The organism is Chlorobaculum parvum NCIB 8327, from assembly GCF_000020505.1.
In the GTDB taxonomy this organism is placed as follows: Bacteria; Bacteroidota; Chlorobiia; order Chlorobiales; family Chlorobiaceae; genus Chlorobaculum; species Chlorobaculum parvum_A.
In genome coordinates this window covers 467,579-484,070 of sequence record NC_011027.1, presented here as the reverse complement: position 1 = coordinate 484,070, position 16,492 = coordinate 467,579, and the positions used below count along the sequence as shown (strand labels likewise).

Annotated in this window: 20 protein-coding genes; 9 read left to right on the top strand and 11 right to left on the bottom strand. The window is 57.2% G+C overall.

Annotated elements, in window-relative coordinates; all coding sequences use genetic code 11:
- Nucleotides 1-407 precede the first annotated feature (407 nt).
- The 6 genes from CPAR_RS02325 to CPAR_RS02300 all read right to left on the bottom strand — a co-directional run bounded on the left by CPAR_RS02325 (nt 408) and on the right by CPAR_RS02300 (nt 5,390).
- Complete coding sequence (locus CPAR_RS02325) at nt 408-1,940, bottom strand: hypothetical protein (protein WP_012501707.1); 1,533 nt, start codon at nt 1,938-1,940, stop codon at nt 408-410.
- 48 nt (nt 1,941-1,988) lie between these two features.
- Complete coding sequence (locus CPAR_RS02320) at nt 1,989-2,705, bottom strand: ABC transporter ATP-binding protein (RefSeq protein ID WP_012501706.1); 717 nt, start codon at nt 2,703-2,705, stop codon at nt 1,989-1,991.
- Nucleotides 2,706-2,801: 96 nt separating this feature from the next.
- Nucleotides 2,802-3,233 (bottom strand): arsenate reductase ArsC, encoded by a 432-nt coding sequence (locus tag CPAR_RS02315; RefSeq protein ID WP_012501705.1) that lies wholly within the window; start codon nt 3,231-3,233, stop codon nt 2,802-2,804.
- Between the two features lie 408 nt (nt 3,234-3,641).
- Nucleotides 3,642-4,703, bottom strand: a complete 1,062-nt coding sequence (locus tag CPAR_RS02310; RefSeq protein WP_012501704.1) for a permease — start codon at nt 4,701-4,703, stop codon at nt 3,642-3,644.
- Between the two features lie 4 nt (nt 4,704-4,707).
- On the bottom strand, nt 4,708-4,995 hold the full coding sequence (locus tag CPAR_RS02305) for a thioredoxin family protein (protein ID WP_012501703.1): 288 nt from the start codon (nt 4,993-4,995) through the stop codon (nt 4,708-4,710).
- A gap of 62 nt (nt 4,996-5,057) precedes the next feature.
- On the bottom strand, nt 5,058-5,390 hold the full coding sequence (locus CPAR_RS02300) for an ArsR/SmtB family transcription factor (protein ID WP_041466102.1): 333 nt from the start codon (nt 5,388-5,390) through the stop codon (nt 5,058-5,060).
- Between the two features lie 283 nt (nt 5,391-5,673).
- Here CPAR_RS02300 and modD point away from each other — a divergent pair, with 283 nt between their 5' ends.
- Genes modD through modC form a run of 4 tightly spaced genes read left to right on the top strand, consistent with a single transcriptional unit; the run spans nt 5,674 to nt 9,044 of the window.
- Nucleotides 5,674-6,522, top strand: a complete 849-nt coding sequence (gene modD / locus CPAR_RS02295; protein ID WP_012501701.1) for a ModD protein — start codon at nt 5,674-5,676, stop codon at nt 6,520-6,522.
- A 15-nt stretch (nt 6,523-6,537) separates the two neighbouring features.
- The gene (gene modA, locus CPAR_RS02290; protein ID WP_012501700.1) at nt 6,538-7,287 is read left to right on the top strand and encodes a molybdate ABC transporter substrate-binding protein; all 750 of its coding nucleotides are present in this window, start codon (nt 6,538-6,540) and stop codon (nt 7,285-7,287) included.
- A gap of 18 nt (nt 7,288-7,305) precedes the next feature.
- Entirely contained in the window at nt 7,306-7,992 is a 687-nt protein-coding gene (gene modB, locus CPAR_RS02285; RefSeq protein ID WP_012501699.1) for a molybdate ABC transporter permease subunit, read from the top strand.
- Entirely contained in the window at nt 7,989-9,044 is a 1,056-nt protein-coding gene (modC, locus tag CPAR_RS02280; protein WP_012501698.1) for a molybdenum ABC transporter ATP-binding protein, read from the top strand. The genes modB and modC overlap by 4 nt, the downstream gene beginning before the upstream one ends.
- 62 nt (nt 9,045-9,106) lie before the next feature.
- On the opposite strand, the gene CPAR_RS02275 is transcribed toward modC, so the two are convergent.
- Nucleotides 9,107-9,820, bottom strand: a complete 714-nt coding sequence (locus CPAR_RS02275) for an MIP/aquaporin family protein (protein WP_012501697.1) — start codon at nt 9,818-9,820, stop codon at nt 9,107-9,109.
- 352 nt (nt 9,821-10,172) lie between these two features.
- On the opposite strand from CPAR_RS02275, the gene CPAR_RS02270 reads away from it, so the two are divergent.
- The 5 genes from CPAR_RS02270 (at nt 10,173) to CPAR_RS02250 (ending at nt 12,686) form a co-directional block, all read left to right on the top strand.
- Nucleotides 10,173-10,598 carry a TOBE domain-containing protein gene (locus CPAR_RS02270; RefSeq protein WP_012501696.1) on the top strand — a complete coding sequence of 142 codons (426 nt, stop codon included), beginning with the start codon at nt 10,173-10,175 and terminating at the stop codon, nt 10,596-10,598.
- Nucleotides 10,599-10,711: 113 nt separating this feature from the next.
- Nucleotides 10,712-11,449, top strand: a complete 738-nt coding sequence (locus CPAR_RS02265; protein ID WP_012501695.1) for an SDR family NAD(P)-dependent oxidoreductase — start codon at nt 10,712-10,714, stop codon at nt 11,447-11,449.
- Nucleotides 11,450-11,597: 148 nt separating this feature from the next.
- Entirely contained in the window at nt 11,598-11,867 is a 270-nt protein-coding gene (locus CPAR_RS02260) for a hypothetical protein (protein ID WP_012501694.1), read from the top strand.
- Between the two features lie 14 nt (nt 11,868-11,881).
- Entirely contained in the window at nt 11,882-12,265 is a 384-nt protein-coding gene (locus CPAR_RS02255) for a phage holin family protein (RefSeq protein ID WP_012501693.1), read from the top strand.
- Nucleotides 12,258-12,686, top strand: coding sequence for a hypothetical protein (locus CPAR_RS02250; protein WP_012501692.1), 429 nt, complete (start codon nt 12,258-12,260; stop codon nt 12,684-12,686). Before CPAR_RS02255 ends, CPAR_RS02250 begins: the two co-directional genes overlap by 8 nt.
- A 114-nt stretch (nt 12,687-12,800) precedes the next feature.
- Here the strand turns inward: CPAR_RS02250 and lptE are convergent, their stop codons facing one another.
- The 4 genes from lptE to lsrF all read right to left on the bottom strand — a co-directional run bounded on the left by lptE (nt 12,801) and on the right by lsrF (nt 16,479).
- The gene (gene lptE, locus CPAR_RS02245; RefSeq protein ID WP_012501691.1) at nt 12,801-13,319 is read right to left on the bottom strand and encodes an LPS assembly lipoprotein LptE; all 519 of its coding nucleotides are present in this window, start codon (nt 13,317-13,319) and stop codon (nt 12,801-12,803) included.
- A gap of 3 nt (nt 13,320-13,322) precedes the next feature.
- Complete coding sequence (locus CPAR_RS02240) at nt 13,323-14,147, bottom strand: SDR family NAD(P)-dependent oxidoreductase (RefSeq protein WP_012501690.1); 825 nt, start codon at nt 14,145-14,147, stop codon at nt 13,323-13,325.
- Nucleotides 14,148-14,194: 47 nt separating this feature from the next.
- Nucleotides 14,195-15,499, bottom strand: coding sequence for a RuBisCO large subunit C-terminal-like domain-containing protein (locus CPAR_RS02235; RefSeq protein ID WP_012501689.1), 1,305 nt, complete (start codon nt 15,497-15,499; stop codon nt 14,195-14,197).
- Nucleotides 15,500-15,597: 98 nt separating this feature from the next.
- The gene (gene lsrF / locus CPAR_RS02230; RefSeq protein ID WP_012501688.1) at nt 15,598-16,479 is read right to left on the bottom strand and encodes a 3-hydroxy-5-phosphonooxypentane-2,4-dione thiolase; all 882 of its coding nucleotides are present in this window, start codon (nt 16,477-16,479) and stop codon (nt 15,598-15,600) included.
- Between the last annotated feature and the right edge of the window lie 13 nt (nt 16,480-16,492).

The window sequence follows — 16,492 nt, the reverse complement described above, 5'->3', positions numbered from 1 at the left end:
GAAAATGATGGAGACTGGTCATCGCGAAGCCCAACTTGTCGGACAGTGGCGATCCATTCATTTTGTCATCGCACTGATTTCGTATGGATTGCCACATCGCTACGCTCCTTTCCATGAACAAGTAATTTATTGCATGCAGCTTTTTTCGTGTTCAAGGCAACCCGATACTTTAAGGTCACTGTATTTGGTCATTCCCGCGCAAGCGGGAATCCATGCATTCGATCCAGCTTTACCCGTCATTCCCGCCTTCGCGGGAATGACGGGTAAAGCTGCGACCATGTTCATTGTCCGTGTGCGGCATCGTGCTGGATACGAAAGGCTCGCAATGACGGGGGACTGACTCACCACCGGGACGTGCGCAAGACCCGCCTCTACAATCGGGAATGACCATTTCCAAACGAACTGCCCTATTTCGCCGACTGGTTCATCGCCCATCCGGCAAGGTTTTTCACGAAGCCGACCGATCCGCCGACGCCGAGCTTGTCCCACGTTGCCTTGAGGATTTTCGGATAGCGCCACGCCACTTTCAGCATCACTGTCACCAGCTCGTCTACCTTCATCTCGTCACGGAACATCGCCTGGCGGTAGTGCTGCGGAAGCTCGTCGAGCACGATCATCACCTCGTTCATCATCTCGTTGACGAAGTTCGGGTCGTCGGTGTCGGGGTTGTCACACATGTACTTCATGAGGTTGGCCATCGTGGCCACATTCGGCTCGTAGGCACTGATGGCGAGCAGCTCCGACTGGCCGAGCCGCTCTTCGCGCATCGCCTTGTCGAGCCCGGAGGTCATGCGCCCGAGGTTACGCACCAGCGAGCCGAAGCCGCAGAAGGTAAGCGACGAGGAGAGCGTAGCCGCATCGCCGAGCAGCACGATGCGCTCGTCCGACACCACCCGCGTACACCCCGCGCCATCATGCGACCACGCCGGTATAATGCCGAACACGGGACGGTGGATGGTGAAGTTCGGCCCCGGCTTTTTGTACTCCGGCAGCTTGCGGAAGTAGGCCTCAAAGAGCGCGAGCAGCGACTTGTCGTTGCGGGAATCAACTTTGTCGTAAAAAAAGAGGTAGGTGATGTACTCGTCGTCTTTGGCCGGGAATCCCTCCCAGATGAGCTGGCGTCCGCGCCCATTCGAGCGTTCGGCCGGTTCGGTGCTGGCGAGGATTTCACCGACTTCGAAATCGACCCCTTCGAACCCGCTGGCGATGGTGCCGACCGTCGGGCAGACGTGGGTCTGCGGGCGTCCGTGGTTGAGCTGCATCGCCACCGGCGAGAGGATGCCCATCGCATCGACCAGCACCTTCGTCCGGAAGTAGATCGTCTTGCCGGATGCGTCCTCAGCCTGCACGACGAGGTGGCTCGGGAAGCGGTAGCAGCAGACGAAGGTGGTGCGGCCCAGCACCTGCGAGCCGGGGCGCTCCAGCAGCTTGTCGCGCGCCATGCCGAGCAGCTTGTCGGCATCGACCGCGCAGTCGAGCACCTCGTCCATGTAAAGCCGCTTCTGTCGTGGAGGCGGAACGTGGAACTCGACCCAACCGGTTTTGTAGCGCCGCACGATGGTCGAGTCCAGCTCCTCCACCGTGAACACCCCGGTATCGGCGAGGCGCAGCAGCTCACCGCGCGAGATGTTCCAGTCGCGCGTGGTGCGCCCCGGCGCGGCGCGATCGATCACCAGCACCTTGCGGTCGTACTGCTTCGACATCACCGCTGCGTGCAAGAGGCCCAGCGTGCCGCCTGCGTAGAGAATGTCGAACTCCCCCTCGATGTTCACCCCGGCGGGCAGCCGAGTGCCCTCCTTGATCACCTCCGGCACCGGCAGGTCGAGACTTTCCCAGTAGCGGTCGAGGGCCAGAATCGCGCGAAGCTGCTGTTCACCGTTCGGCAGAGCGCTCAGATTTTTATAGACAAGCGGATGAGTGTTCCTGATCTGTTCGAGCATGGGTGTGCGGAGTATTGGTGGTTTCAGGATGCGGTATCAGGGACAGATTCACGCCGAAGCCGAGCGCCGGGAACCGTTGGTGTCGCTTTCGATTTTGCCGTCAACAAGGTGAATGCGGCGGCCCGCGCGGTTGGCGAAATCCTCGTCGTGCGTGACAACAATGACGGTCTGGTTCAGCTCACGGTTCAGGCGGTCGAACAGCTCATAGACGTTGTTGGCCGAGCGCGAATCGAGGTTGCCGGTCGGCTCGTCGCCGAGCAACACCTTCGGCTCATTTGCCAGCGCCCGAGCGATAGCGACACGCTGCTGCTGGCCGCCGGAGAGCTGGCTGGGCTTGTTGGTGTATTTGTTTTCGAGACCCACCATGTCGAGCAGGTGTTTGGCCCGGTCTCGAATCTCCTTCTTGCTGAACCTGCGCTGAATCAGCATCGGCATCATCACGTTTTCAAGCGAATTGAACTCTGGAAGCAGGAAGTGGAACTGGTAGATGAAACCGATCTTTTCGTTGCGGATGACGGTCATCTCGGCCTCGCTGATAGCGGTGATCTCCTGCCCGTCGAGCCACACCTCGCCAAAGGTCGGCTTGTCGAGCCCGCCCATGATGTAGAGCAGCGTGGATTTGCCCGAACCGGACGGCCCGGTAATGGCCACGAACTCACCCTTGAAGATGTCGAGCGAAAGATTGGGAATGATCGTCTGGCGAACATCCTTCGAGAGTTCGAGTTCCCTGCGGATACCTTTGAGTCTGAGAATAGGTTCGGCCATCGAGCTTTGATTGGTTCATCGTTTACTGGTGCCCGGACGTAGCTCTCCGGCCTTCAAGTATAAGAAAAAACTCCCATTGAAGGACACCCCGACCGTTTAGCCCCGACGAAGATTTTCGTCAAAAAATTGCCGGAAGCGTGCAGCGATTTCGTCCCGCACCCGCCGGAATACTGCCAGCACCTCCTGCTCGGAACCGGTCGCCTCCGCCGGATCGTCGAAACCGAGATGCAACCGCTGCCCCACCTTGCCGGTAAAGATCGGGCACGACTCTTTGGCGTTGTCGCACACCGTGATAACGTAATCGAACGGACGATCGAGAAAAGCGTTCAGACTTTTCGGGCGATGCGATGACAGGTCGATCCCCACCTCTTTCATGACCTGTACGGCAAGCGGATGCACCATTTCTGAAGGACGAGTGCCCGCCGAATGTACTTCAAGAGAAGGATCATACGCTTTCAAAAACCCCTCGGCCATCTGGCTGCGGCACGAGTTGCCGGTGCAGAGAATCAGGATGGATTGATTGGACATGGGATGAATAGTTATGGGATTGTTTCAAACAGAAGGAACAAAAAGCCGTCGTCAGATTTTATCGAAATCGCAGAACCCAATCTTACATTCAGGAGGGTTTTAACCCTCTTGACATTCTATATATTTTGCGTTTCTGTTGCCCCGGCTTTTAAGCCGGGATAATAGAACTAAAAAATCAAGGGCTTCAGCCCAACCTCTTCATAGGGATCGTTCAGCAGAGCCATGCAGTCCCCTTTCCTGTAGGGGCAGGCCTGTGTGTCTGCCCTTTGCCGGACATGCCGAGCTGGGGAAGGGCGAACACACAGGTTCGCCCCTACAAATCCACGCGAACCGACGAAATCGCTCGATTCCTATTCTGACAGGAGAAGATGGGCAATTCCGTCGACTATCAACTGGCAGTTATCAACTTTATAACACCAGATTGAACACATACCCAACCGCAAGGATTCCCGCTGCAACGACGCTGGCGAACACTGCGATGAGCGTCGGGCGGAGCACTTTGCGAAGGATGAGCATTTCGGGCGCCGAGAGCGCGATGACGCTCATCATGAAGGCCATCACGGTGCCAAGCGCAGCGCCTTTGCCAATCAGCGCTTCGACCACCGGCACGATGCCCGCCGCATTGGAGTACATCGGCACACCGAGCAGCACCGCAGCAGGAACGCTCCACCACTCGCTCTTGCCCATCAGCGAAGCCATGAAATCCTGCGGCACGTAGCCGTGAATGCCCGCCCCGAGCGCCACGCCAGCCACGATGTAAAGCCACACGCGCCCAACGATTTCACGCACGTGGCGCAGCCCCTCCTCGAAGCGCTTCGGCCAGGTGAGCTCGCCCTGCTCGAACGAATCGCCAACCGCGCTGTTCTGGAGCTTGCGGACCCACTCTTCGAGATGGCGCTCCATGCCGAGCCGCCCGATCACCATACCGGCGGTGATCGCCACGAGCAGCCCCATCGCCATGTAAAGCAAGGCGATCCGCCAGCCGAACAGGCCGAACAGCAAGCCGAGGGCAATCTCGTTGACCATCGGCGCGGAGATGAGGAAGGAGAAGGTAACGCCGAGCGGCACGCCCGCCTGCAAAAAACCGATGAAGAGTGGCACCGCAGAGCAGGAACAGAAAGGCGTCACGATACCAAGCAAAGCGGCCATCGCGTTGCCGACGCCGAGTCGACGGCCCGAAAGCAGCGCCCTCGTGCGTTCCGGCGAGATGAACGTGTGCACCACCCCCATCGCAAAAACGACGGCAAGCAGCAGCATCAAAACCTTCGGCACTTCATAGAGGAAAAAGTGCAGCGCCTCACCGAACGCCGTGCTGCGGCTCAACCCGAAAGCGCCGACCACAAGATCGGCACCTGTTTCGAGATTGAGATAAAGCGGAACCCAAAGCACCACAGCCGCAACCACCCCGGCAAGCCATGCCGGGGTCGAAGTGCGCAGGGCTCCGGAGCTATGCTTATCAGCGTTGCTCATCGGATCAGGAGCAGCAGCTTCCACCATGTCCACCGCAGCAGCCCGAAGACTTCGGAGCAGCGGCAAGCATCACGCGAAGCTCATCGCTGGACGGCACTTTGCCGCTGCACACCACCACGCCATCGACCACGAGGCCGGGAGTGGACATCACGCCGTACGACACGATCTCCTGAATGTCCTCAACCTTCTGCACATCGGCGTCGATGCCCTCGGACGCAATCACCGCTTTGACGGCATCGGCGAGCTGGTTGCATTTGGCGCAACCGGTACCAAGAATTTTAACCTGTTTCATAGTACTTTTCCTTCTGGTTTATGTTTATCGCAAATAAACGATTTATAAAAAAGACAAGAAAGTCAGCTGCAGCAACCACCGTCACCCTCAAAATCGAAAAACGCCCCGAACAGCTCTTTTGCCTGTTCCCACCGCTCCCGGTTGATACAGTACTTCACCTTCGGCGGACTGATTTCACCCTGAATCAATTCAGCCTCCTTGAGCGCCTTCAGGTGCTGGGAGATGGTGGACTGCGCCATCGGAATCAGCCCGGTCAGTTCGCCGGTAAAGCAGCAAGCATGGCCTGCCAGCAGCTTCAGAATTCTGATCCGCACCGGATGAGCCAGCGCCTTGGCAATTGCAGCCAAAGCCTCCTCCTCTTGGGTGTAGCTCAATGGCATCGATGTTCTCTGCATGGACTTTATTGTTAGTTCATCGCAAATATACGATGAACCTTCCCAACGACAAAATATTTTTTGGCAACAAACTATGCTCAATAACACCTAAGTCAGCCAAAAATACCCCTCATTTTGCCAAAGTCAGGAAGAAATCGTTATTTCCTGTAAGACATATCGAAATCAACAATTACCGACAATATCGTATATTTTCAGAGCAACAAACTGACAATAATCTGGATTTATTTAGGATTAAAACTATATTTACCTAAAAATATTAGGAAAAACAGAGCAATACTCTTTCATGTACTACCCGATCCCCGACAGCGAAATCGACCAATTCATTGAAGAAGACGTCCCCTATGGCGACCTCACCACTACCCTGCTCGGCTTCGGCCTGACGCCGGGCGAGATCACCTTCACGACCCGCGAGCGCACGGTGGTCTGCTGCACTGAAGAGGCTGGTAAGGTGCTCGCGAAATGCGGAGCAACCGTGCTCGACTCCATACCTTCGGGAACACTGGTCGAACCCGGCACGATGATCCTGACAGCCGAAGGCCCGGCAGCCGCTCTGCACGCCGCCTGGAAAGTGGCGCTGAACCTGCTCGAATACGCTTCCGGCATCGCGACTCGTACCGGCACCATCGTCGAGCGGGCACGCGCGGCCAATCCGGGCGTCAACGTCGTCACGACCCGCAAGTCCTTCCCCGGCACCAAGAAAATCGCCATCAAGGCAATCCTCGCTGGCGGCGCGTTTCCGCACAGGCTCGGGCTGTCGGAGTCGATTTTGGTCTTCACCCAGCACACAGCCTTTATTGGTGGCCTCGACGGATTCCTTGCGATGATCCCTGAGCTGCAACAAAAGACACCCGAGCAGAAAATCCTCGTCGAAGCGGACAGCGCCGAAGAGGCGCTCCGGATCGCCAAAGCCGGGGCCGATGTGGTACAGGTGGACAAGATGCCGGTTGACGAGTTGACCGCACTGGTGCAGGAGATCCGCACAACATGCCCCGGCGTGGCGGTGTCCGCTGCGGGAGGAATTAACCCGGAGAACGCTGCTGCCTACGCCGCAACCGGCATCGACATCATCGTCATGTCGTCGGTCTATTTCGGCAAACCGTCGGATATCAAGGCAGTCATCGGCCCCAAATAATTATCACCAGACACCATGAAGCAGCTCCTCCACACGATCACGACCGCACTCTTGGCGATCATGCTGACCGCAACCAGCGCGCTGGCCGGGCAAGTCAACCTTTCCGCGGCTGCAAGCATGAAAGATGCACTCAACGAGATCACCGCTGCTTATGAGGCCACACATCCCGACACGACCTTCCGCAAAAACTATGCGGCTTCGGGAGCACTGGCGGGGCAGATCGAGCAGGGTGCTCCTGCCGATCTGTTCATTTCGGCCAACGTGAAGTGGATGGAGTATCTGAAAAAACAGCGACTGGTTGAGCTGTCGAGCGTGCGCACCTTCGCCTTCAATGAGCTGGTCTTTGCCGGAACGACCGCAAAGAAAGTCACCGGCATGAACGACCTGCCGAAGCTCGGCAAGATCGGCATCGGCAGCCCGAAAAGCGTGCCCGCCGGAGAGTACGCGATGCAGGCCATCGTAAAATCGGGCCTCCAGCAGAAGCTCGCGGGCAAGCTCATCATGGCCAAGGATGTGCGCGAAAGCCTGATGTACGCTGAACTCGGTGAGGTTGATGGCTCATTCGTCTATCGCACCGACGCGCTACTTGCGCAACAAGCGAAAATTCTGTTCGTCGTGCCCGGCAAGCTCTATCCGCAGATCAGCTACCCGATGGCGTTAACGGTAACCGGCGCAAAGAAAACTAATGCAAAAAGCTTTTACGCCTGGCTGAAGGGCAATGAGGCTCAAACGATTTTGAAAAAGTACGGCTTCTCAGTGAAGTAAGCAGCAACGAGTGCAACGATGAACCTCACTCCGGACGACCTTACAGCCATCGCGCTGTCGATGAAAATCGCCGTCACCGCAACGGTGATTTCGCTGCCGTTCGGCTTCGCGACGGCGTGGCTGATGGTCTTCAAGCCGTTCCGGGGCAAGGTGCTGCTCGAAGTGCTGGTGAACCTGCCGCTCACCCTGCCGCCGGTGGTGATCGGCTACTTCCTCTTGCTCATGCTCGGGCGCAACGGCTGGATTGGCCAGGCGCTCTCGTCAGTCGGCATCGAGCTGGTCTTCACCTGGAAAGCCGCCGTCATCGCCTCGGCTACCGTAGGTTTTCCGCTGCTGGTGCGCTCCATCCGGCTCGGCATGGAGTCGATCGACCGCCAGCTCCTCGAAGCCTCCCGAAGCCTCGGCGCGCCATGGTACGACACGCTCGCAACGGTCATCCTGCCGCTCTCGCTGCGCGGCATGGTGGCCGGATCGTCGCTCATGTTCGCCCGCAGCCTCGGCGAATTCGGCGCGACCATCATCGTCGCGGGCAACATCCCCGGCCTCACCCAAACGATTCCGCTCGCCATCTACGACTACGCCAGCTCACCGGCAGGCACCTCGATGGCCCTGTCGCTCTGCCTGGTCTCGGTTGCGCTGTCGGTATCGGTACTTTTCGTGCATGAGGTGCTCGGCAAAAAGCTCGAACACGGGGGGCAGGCGTGAAGCTCAAAATCGACATAGAGAAGCGGCAGGGCGACTTTTCGCTCAAGGTCAAGACCGAACTTTCCGGCGAACGGGTGGGCATTTTCGGCGCATCGGGCAGCGGCAAATCGACGCTGATTCACCTGATTTCCGGATTAACGAAGCCCGACAACGGGCGGATTGAACTTGACGGCGACTGCCTGTTCGACAGCACAAAAGGGATCGACCTGTCGCCCGAAAAGCGGCGCATCGCCATCGTCTTCCAGCAGGCGACGCTTTTTCCACACCTCAGCGTAAAATCAAATCTGCTCTACGGTTACAAGCGCTGCAAGCCATCAGAACGGCGTATCGACCTCGAAGCAGTCATGAAAGCGCTCAATCTGGAGCACCTCGTCGAACGCGGGGTCAACAAGCTCTCCGGCGGCGAAAAGCAGCGCGTGGCGCTCGGGCGGGCGGTGCTGGCCAATCCGCGCCTGCTCGTCATGGACGAACCGCTCTCGGCGCTCGACGACTCGCTGCGCTACCAGATCATCCCCTACCTGCGCAGCGTCAGCGAAGAGTTCGGCATTCCGTGCCTCTTCATCTCGCACTCGCTCACCGAAATGCGCCTGATGACCGAGCAGGTGATGGTCATCAAACAGGGCCAGCTCGACCAGATCACGACGCCGAACAAACTCGCACGCGCCAACATGGCGCTCAGCCCCCACGGCTACCTCAACCTCCTGCGCCTCAGCAATCCGTCCGTGCGCGAAGGACTCCACCATTACCCCTGGGGCGATCAGGAACTGATTATTTCGGATGGACGGAAGGATGGCGCATCGCTTTTCGAACTGTCATCGCGCGACATCATCCTCTTCAAAAATCACCCCGAAGCCATCAGCGCCCGCAACCTGCTCGAATGCAACGTCATGGAACTCTTCGACGCCGACGGACGCAAGGGCGTCGTGCTCGAATCGGACGGCAAAACCCTCGTCGCCGAAATAGTCCGCGCCGCCGCCGAAGAGCTGGGCATCAATCCCGGCACGACGGTTTTTGCGGCGATTAAAGCGTCCGCTTTCAGAAAGTTGGGGTGAACAAAAAATCGTCCGCTGATTTTTAAAAAATACGCCTCAGCAGGAAAATTCAAATTCGACACTCACCCGCACGACTTATCGTTGCAATCAGCCTCCGACGATTCACCCTCCGGCTTCAAAACACAGCAGTTCGGGCCCTGGATCCATCGGCAGGTCGGATGGGCAAGCCAGGTTCCCACAACGGGAGCGGTCAGGTAAAGCCAGATCGACGACAGGTTACCGGACAGCAGCGCCGGGGCGAGCGAACGGGCAGGGTTCATCGACGCTCCGGTGAGCGGGCCGCCGACCAGCGCTTCGAGCGCAATAGTGCCGCCAACAGCTACACCCGCCATGATGCCCTTCTCCATGTGGCCCGTTGAGACGTTCAGAATGACGAACATCAGCACAAACGAAAGCAGCACCTCGACGATGAATGCGCGAGCAAGATCAATTCCCGGCAACGTAGACCCCAGCGTGGCGCTCTCCGGAAAAAGCAGGCGCAGTGCGGCGGCTGCGGCAAGAGCCCCGATAAGCTGGCTACCGATGTACCCCGGAATGCTTCGCTTGTCCAGACGGCCTGCGAACACGAAGCCGAGCGTCACCGCAGGGTTCAGATGCGCGCCAGAAACGTTCCCGACCGAATAGATCATGGCCATCACCACCAGCCCGAAAACGGTGGAAACCCCCAGGTGCCCGAGCGCTCCCCCGAAACTTTCGTTGACCACAATGGCTCCGCATCCGGCAAACACCAGCGCGAAGGTTCCGATTGCTTCGGCGATAAACAGATTTTTTTTCATAGTTCGATACAACTGAACACCAGTTAGATTGATTCGTAGTGCTCGCGGGTTAACGAAAAAATTACTTTCAAAAAAAATAGCAACCCACATGCTCTTTGAAATGTAATAAATCCGGCAAGCCTCGGTACCAAGGCAACAAAATTGCAACGTTTTGACAACCCACCGCGCGCAAAATCAAAAAGAAACTTGCCGGCTATGGAACAGGATTTTTTTCTCGAAACGGCAACCTTCAGAACATCTCATCAATGATGTTTCCACAGACATTCGTTATATTTGTAAGAACATAACGAATCAGGATTGCCGGCAAAGCCGCATCCGATGTACCAACAACAAAAATCACCCCTGCACAACCATGAACATCAGCGCACGTAACATCTTCAAGGGCACCATCACCTCCATCGCCAAAGGCGCGGTCAATGCCGAAGTGACCATCTCCCTTACCAGCGGTGCCCCGATTGTTTCGACCGTCACCATCGGTGCTGTCGAGCGGCTCGGCCTCAAGAAGGGTATGGAAGCCAGCGCAATTATCAAGGCCAGCACGATCATTCTCGGCACCGACCTGCACGATGCGAAGGTGAGCGCCCGGAACATCCTCTGCGGCACCATCACCCGCCTGATCGACGGGCCGGTGAGCTGCGAAGTCGATCTTGAAATCGGCGGCGGCGAGACGCTTTCGGCAGTCATCACGCACGGCAGCGCGAAGAATCTCGGCCTTGCCGAAGGCGGACACGCCTGCGCCATCTTCAAAGCATCCAGCGTGATTATCGGCGTGGAGTAAGCAAATCGTCTCACCGAGTAAGAACTTCTTCCAAAGGACTTACAGGTCGCATAAGCCTGTAAGTCCTATTTTTTTTACCTTGAAAAAAGCCTTCTCAACCAACTCCGACTGCCATGCCAAATTCAGGAAAAAAAGTCTGTTTCATGACCGGCGCCTCCGGCAAGCTCGGCGCGGAGATCGCTCTGGCTGTTGCCGGACAAGGGTATTCGATTTTTTTCACCTGGGGCCATTCAGAAGAGAAGGCTAAAGAAACACTGGAAAAAGTCAGGTGGGTAAGCCCGGAATCACAGATGGTGCAGTGCGACGTGTCGAAAGTGGATGAAATCGAACAGGCTTTTACTGCCTTCAGCGACCACTTCGACCGCCTCGACCTGCTCATCACCAGCGCGTCGAACTTCTACCGCACCAACCTCCTCGAAGTAAGCGAGCAGGACTGGGACAGCCTGATCGACACCAACCTCAAAGGCACCTTCTTCACGATGCAGGCGGCTGCCCGGATCATGACGAAGCAGCCGTTCGTCTCGCGCATCATCACCATGACCGATATTTCAGCCGGCATGGTGTGGAGGAATTATGCGCCCTACACGGTCTCGAAATCTGGCATCCAGCATCTGACGAGAATCTTCGCACGAGAGACCGCGCCGAACATTCTGGTGAACTCCATCGCGCCGGGCACCATTTCCGCCTACCCCATCCGGGCGGATGAGCCGGAAGCCAACCTGCTCGACAAAATCCCCTTGCAGCGCTTCGGCGACCCGATGGACATCGTCGGTGCGATCCGTTTCCTGATGGAGAGCGAATACATCACCGGTCAGATCATCAACGTTGACGGCGGCCGGTTGCTCTATTGATGAATAGTGAGCGGTGATGAATAAATCCCGCAGGCCCACCACGGAGGTTGCGTGAACCGCTATACGGGAACGGGCCAGCCGTTGCATCTGTTATTTTTTCTATATTTAGGCAAGAACAGACTCGTTCAACCAGACCCCATAACCTCCCATGGAACAGCAGATACCGGTCAACCCGATGCCGCAGGAGCAGCCTGAAAAAAGCCCATCCGCTTTCGATGAACTTCCCGAACCGATCAGGGAGGTCGGGCAGATGGCCTCCGAAGCGCTCAACGAGTTCAAGCAGAGCGAAACGTACGAGCAGATTCTTGATGCAAAGGAGAAGGCGCACAATTACATTACCGAAAATCCGGTAAAATCCTTTTTCTATGCCCTCGGCGCAGGAACCGTTCTGGGCTTTATTCTGAAGAGGAACAAATAGTGAACCGCCATCGCATGGAACCACAGCAGAAAAATCGAGACCAGAAGCAAACACAGAGCCGCAAGGGCGTGCCGGGGCTGATCGAGGATACGATTACCTCGACCGTCGATGATATGAAGGCCATTGTCGATGCCAAACTGGAGCTGTTCCGCATCGAGATGACTGAAAAAGTGGCGCTGGCCAGTGCCGTGCTGATACTCGCAGTGGTCTTGCTGATCGGAGCGGCCTATATGCTCACTTCGTCTGCTCTGCTGATTGGTGAACTGCTCAGCCATCCCTGGCTCGGCTATTTCATCGTCAGCCTGGTATTCCTCGGCTGTTTCGCGTTCTTCACCAAAGTCAAACCCGAGGCGCTGAAAAACTTCATCCATAAAATCCTTCTCTCCGCCCATGACTAAGGCTAATGACCCACTGAAAAGCATCCAGTCGAGAATCGACGAACTTGAACAGACCATCAGCGAAAGAGGGGAACAGATCAAATCGAGAACTCATCAGTTGAAGAAGGATCTGCAGGATGAGCTTTCGCCTGTCGAGCTTGTCAAAAGACATCCCGTGGAGTCTGCGGGAATCTCTTTCGTCACCGGCATTCTCGCTGGTCGTGCCGTCAGGGGACTCATCAGCCCGAGGAAGCCAAAAGCAGCCAAAAAGAAAGTAACGACCGGCGAGCCCGCAACAAAAAAAGCGACCATCCCACCCGAACTGTCGCCACTTAAAGTAGCCCTGGGTTCTATCGGCATCGAACTGCTGAACACCGGTAAGGATCTGGCGATAACCTGGGTCAAGAGCCGCGTTGAATCCAAAACCAGGAAGCCGGCCTGAACCCTGCGGAAGAAACTGCGGCCTGAGCATACCAACAAATCAATCCCACGCAAAAAGGGCGGCCACACAGGTCCGCCCTCATTTTTTTCTAAGCATTTGTCAGTTCGCCATCTCTTACCAGTTTGAAATCATACGGTTGAACAGTTCATCGACAGCCATGTCGATAGCGCTGTCGATGGCGCCTTGCTGCGCTGAATAACTGCCGGCCTGATAATCGGCAAAACCGACAAAGGTTTGCGAAAATAGCTGCTCGTGCTTGACCATGTCTTCGAACTCAGCCTTGAGCACAATGGTGACACGGTTCGTGACTGCGCGCTCGGTCGAGCTGCCCAACTGGCTCGGTTCGTCGGCGTAGGAAAGGATGACACCCTTGAGCACAGCGTTGGCTCTGGACAAATCAGGTTCGATGGAGAGGTCGCTCTGCGCCTCGACTTTGTTGACCAGCCGCCGCGTGCATCGCTCACGGAACTCGGCGATGCCGGCCTGCGAGGCATCATCGAAAAGCGGCACGGCAACGGTGTGCAGATGCTCCGGAATCGAGGCCCCCGAAAAGCTGTAACAACCTTGCAGAATAACGGTCAGCAGGCCGAAAAGAAGCAACAGGGTTCCGGTTCGCTTGTGCATGGCGTTCATTGGTCAATAAATTGTTCGATCGATGCTACCGGTCAGTTTACGAAACGGATAGCTCAACAGCATCATCTTCTTGCGTTTTCCATCGAGCGCGGACAGGTACTGCCCGGTCTTGCCGTCACTCCATGAGGAGGCCATCTTCACGGCGTAACGAGCGGCAAGATCGGGGCTCTGCGCGAAAATGTCGAGAATCACGTTGAAGGTCTTCAGCTGTTTTTGCAGCTCTGGAGTCGCCTCTTCCGGATGGTTGATCTCGGTTCTGACCAGACCCGGATGTAGCAGCATAATGGAGAGCGGCGTCTTTTTGTACTCCTCGGCCATAGCAAAGGTGAAGCGGGCGATGGCAGATTTGGTCGATCCGTAGGCGGAAATAAAAGGAGTATTCGAGCCCTTGTCGGTACCCGATCCGGCCGTGTTGATGATCTTGCCCGCCCTGCCGGAGGACAGAAAATAGCGGGCAGCTGCGCGGCTGCCGTGGTAGGTTCCCTTGAGGTTGATGTCGATCACGCGGCTCCACGCTTCCGGATCGCTATCGCAGACGCTGGTGAAAGGGTCGGAAATCCCGGCGTTGTTCACAAAGCAGTCGATGGCGCCGAACCGTTTGACTGAAGCCTGCACCAGCTCCTCGACCGCCTCGTATGAGGAAACGTCGCAGACGTGGCCCCAGGCCGAACCATCGGGAAACTCTCGGAGGGAGGCATCGACATTTGCCTGGCGGCTGGAAGTGATGACCACTTTGGCCCCCTCTTTGACGAACGCATGGGCAATCGCCCGGCCGATTCCCTTGGTAGAACCGGTGATGATGGCGACCCTGTTTTCGAGCTGTTTCATCTCAACGTGGTGATTTCCAGGTCAGCTTCCGGGAGCGCCGAAGCCGATCAGTCCTGCTTTTTGGCGGCCTGATCGATCATCGCCTGAAGTTCCGGATGGCTTTCGCCGTAGGTTTCGAGCGGAATGCCCTGCTCGATCGCCTCCCAGGCCTGCCGAATGCTTTGTGCACCGGCTTTGGGGCCCATCGGATGACCGAAGATGCCGCGTCCCGGCACGAAACCGAAGTCAACGCTACCGACCTTTTCGTACACGGTCTGAAGCGTCAGGGCTGAATCGCTGCCACCCGGCACGGGCAAGCTCGGTTTGATATGGCCCATCGGCTTGGTGCACTCCTCGACGTTTTCGAGCACCTCCTCCTCGGGGGTCATCATGCGCCCACCAAAGCCGGGCATGATGATAGCGTCCAGACCGGCAAGGCGTTGCAGCTTGGTCATCACTTTGGAGTGGATGCCGAATTTCTCCATGCGGCTGAAGGCGGCAATGAACGGGAAGTGGCCAATCAGCGGTACTTGCGTGTAGTCGCTGAGCATCCTGACGGCGCTCAGACCGACCGGCAGGGCGTTGATCAGCAGCGCATTCGCGCCATTGCGCACGGCGATATCGTGCTTGTCGATCAGGCTGTCAACTTCGTCGGTGATGTTGGCCAGATAAACTTTGGGATCACCGGTCTCGGCCTCGGCTTTGCGCCGCGCCTTGCCGAGAAACGCCGAACGTTCGTCGATGGACGACCAGGTCACGTCGGCCAGCATCTCGTCATCCTTGGCAATGTCGAGACCGCCGAGCCAGCTCTGGTAGGCGATTTCAGCAAACTCTTCCGGACTCAGGCCGATGTTCGGCTTGACGACGCCGAAAAAGATCGGGCGGTTATGCGCGTTGAGCACGTCGCGCAGCCCCTCGATGCCGAACTTCGGGCCGGCGAATTCGGCCAGGTAGCTGTCGGGAAACTGAATGTCCATCAGCTTCACCACCGGCACGCCCGGCGTGAAGAAGGTTCCTTCGCCGCATACCGCAGTCAAGAGGTTGGGCAGCTTGGGACCGAAATTGCAGTGCGGATGAGCGATCGTCACCCGGCAGGCGTGAATCTTGCCGGACTCTGAATGCTTGACCGGGTAGCTTAGCTGCTCAAGCTCGCCGAGCACGTCGAGGCCAATCACCCTGGCGGCATGCACAGGACGGAAATCCTCATCGACATCGACCCGTTTCCACTGAGCGGTTGACTGCTCGCTGCAGAAATGGGCAAGCGCCGTCTCGATCTCGCCTACGGTTTCGAGATAGTAGTCGAGAACAAGGTATTGCTCCATGTCGAGCGATTCCCTTGAAGCAAAAAAACCTTTGACGTCTTCAGCATTCATAATTCGATTCGATCAGCCGCTGCAGTTATAAAAACGCGGGAGGCAGTGTTCGCGCTGCCTCCCGTTTGACGGTGAAGGCGGTCAGTGCCGCCCGACAGTTACTTTCCGGCGACGAGCGAGTTGAAGTACTCGTAAGCCTCGTTAGGGTTGTAGCCTTCGTGCACGATCTTGTTGACAGCCAGCATCATCTCCTCGGGGTTGTCGCTCTGGAAGATGTTACGGCCCATATCGACGCCAGCAGCACCCTCCTGGATCGCGTTGTACGACATGGTCAGCGCGTCGAGCTCGGGGAGCTTCTTGCCGCCAGCCATAACGATCGGCACCGGGCAGGAGGCCACGACGGTCTCGAAATCTTCCGGCACGTAGTAGGTTTTGACGAGCTGTGCGCCGAGTTCAGCGCAGATGCGCGTGGCCAGGCGGAAGTATTTGGCGTCGCGCACCATGTCCTTGCCGACAGCGGTCACGGCCATGGTAGGAATGCCATAGCGGAGGCCCATGTCAACCAGCTTGGTCATGTTGTGAATCGAACGGGTCTCGTACTCGCCGCCGATGAAGACCTGAAGCGTGATGCAGGCAACGTTCATACGGATGGCGTCCTCGATGTCAACGGCCAGCTCCTCGTCGGACAGCTCCTTGAGAATGCTCGGCCCGCCGCTGCACCGCATCACGACCGCTTTGGTGAGGCTCGGCGGAACGGTGGTACGAAGGATACCACGGGTCAGCATGATAGCATCGGCGTGCTTCATGAGCGGCACGATGTTCACGTCAGGGCGTTCCAGACCGGTGGTCGGACCCTGGAAGTAACCGTGGTCGATGGCGAACATGACCGTCTTGCCCGTATCGGGGCGGAAAATCCTCGAAAGGCGATTCTTCATGCCCCAGTCGAGCGAGTGGGCGCCTTTCAGAAAAAAGCCATGGGTATCGACCGGAATATCGGTGTAATACTCTTTGGCCTGTTTGTCCTTATCGTACTCCGCCATCGTCGTGACCTCC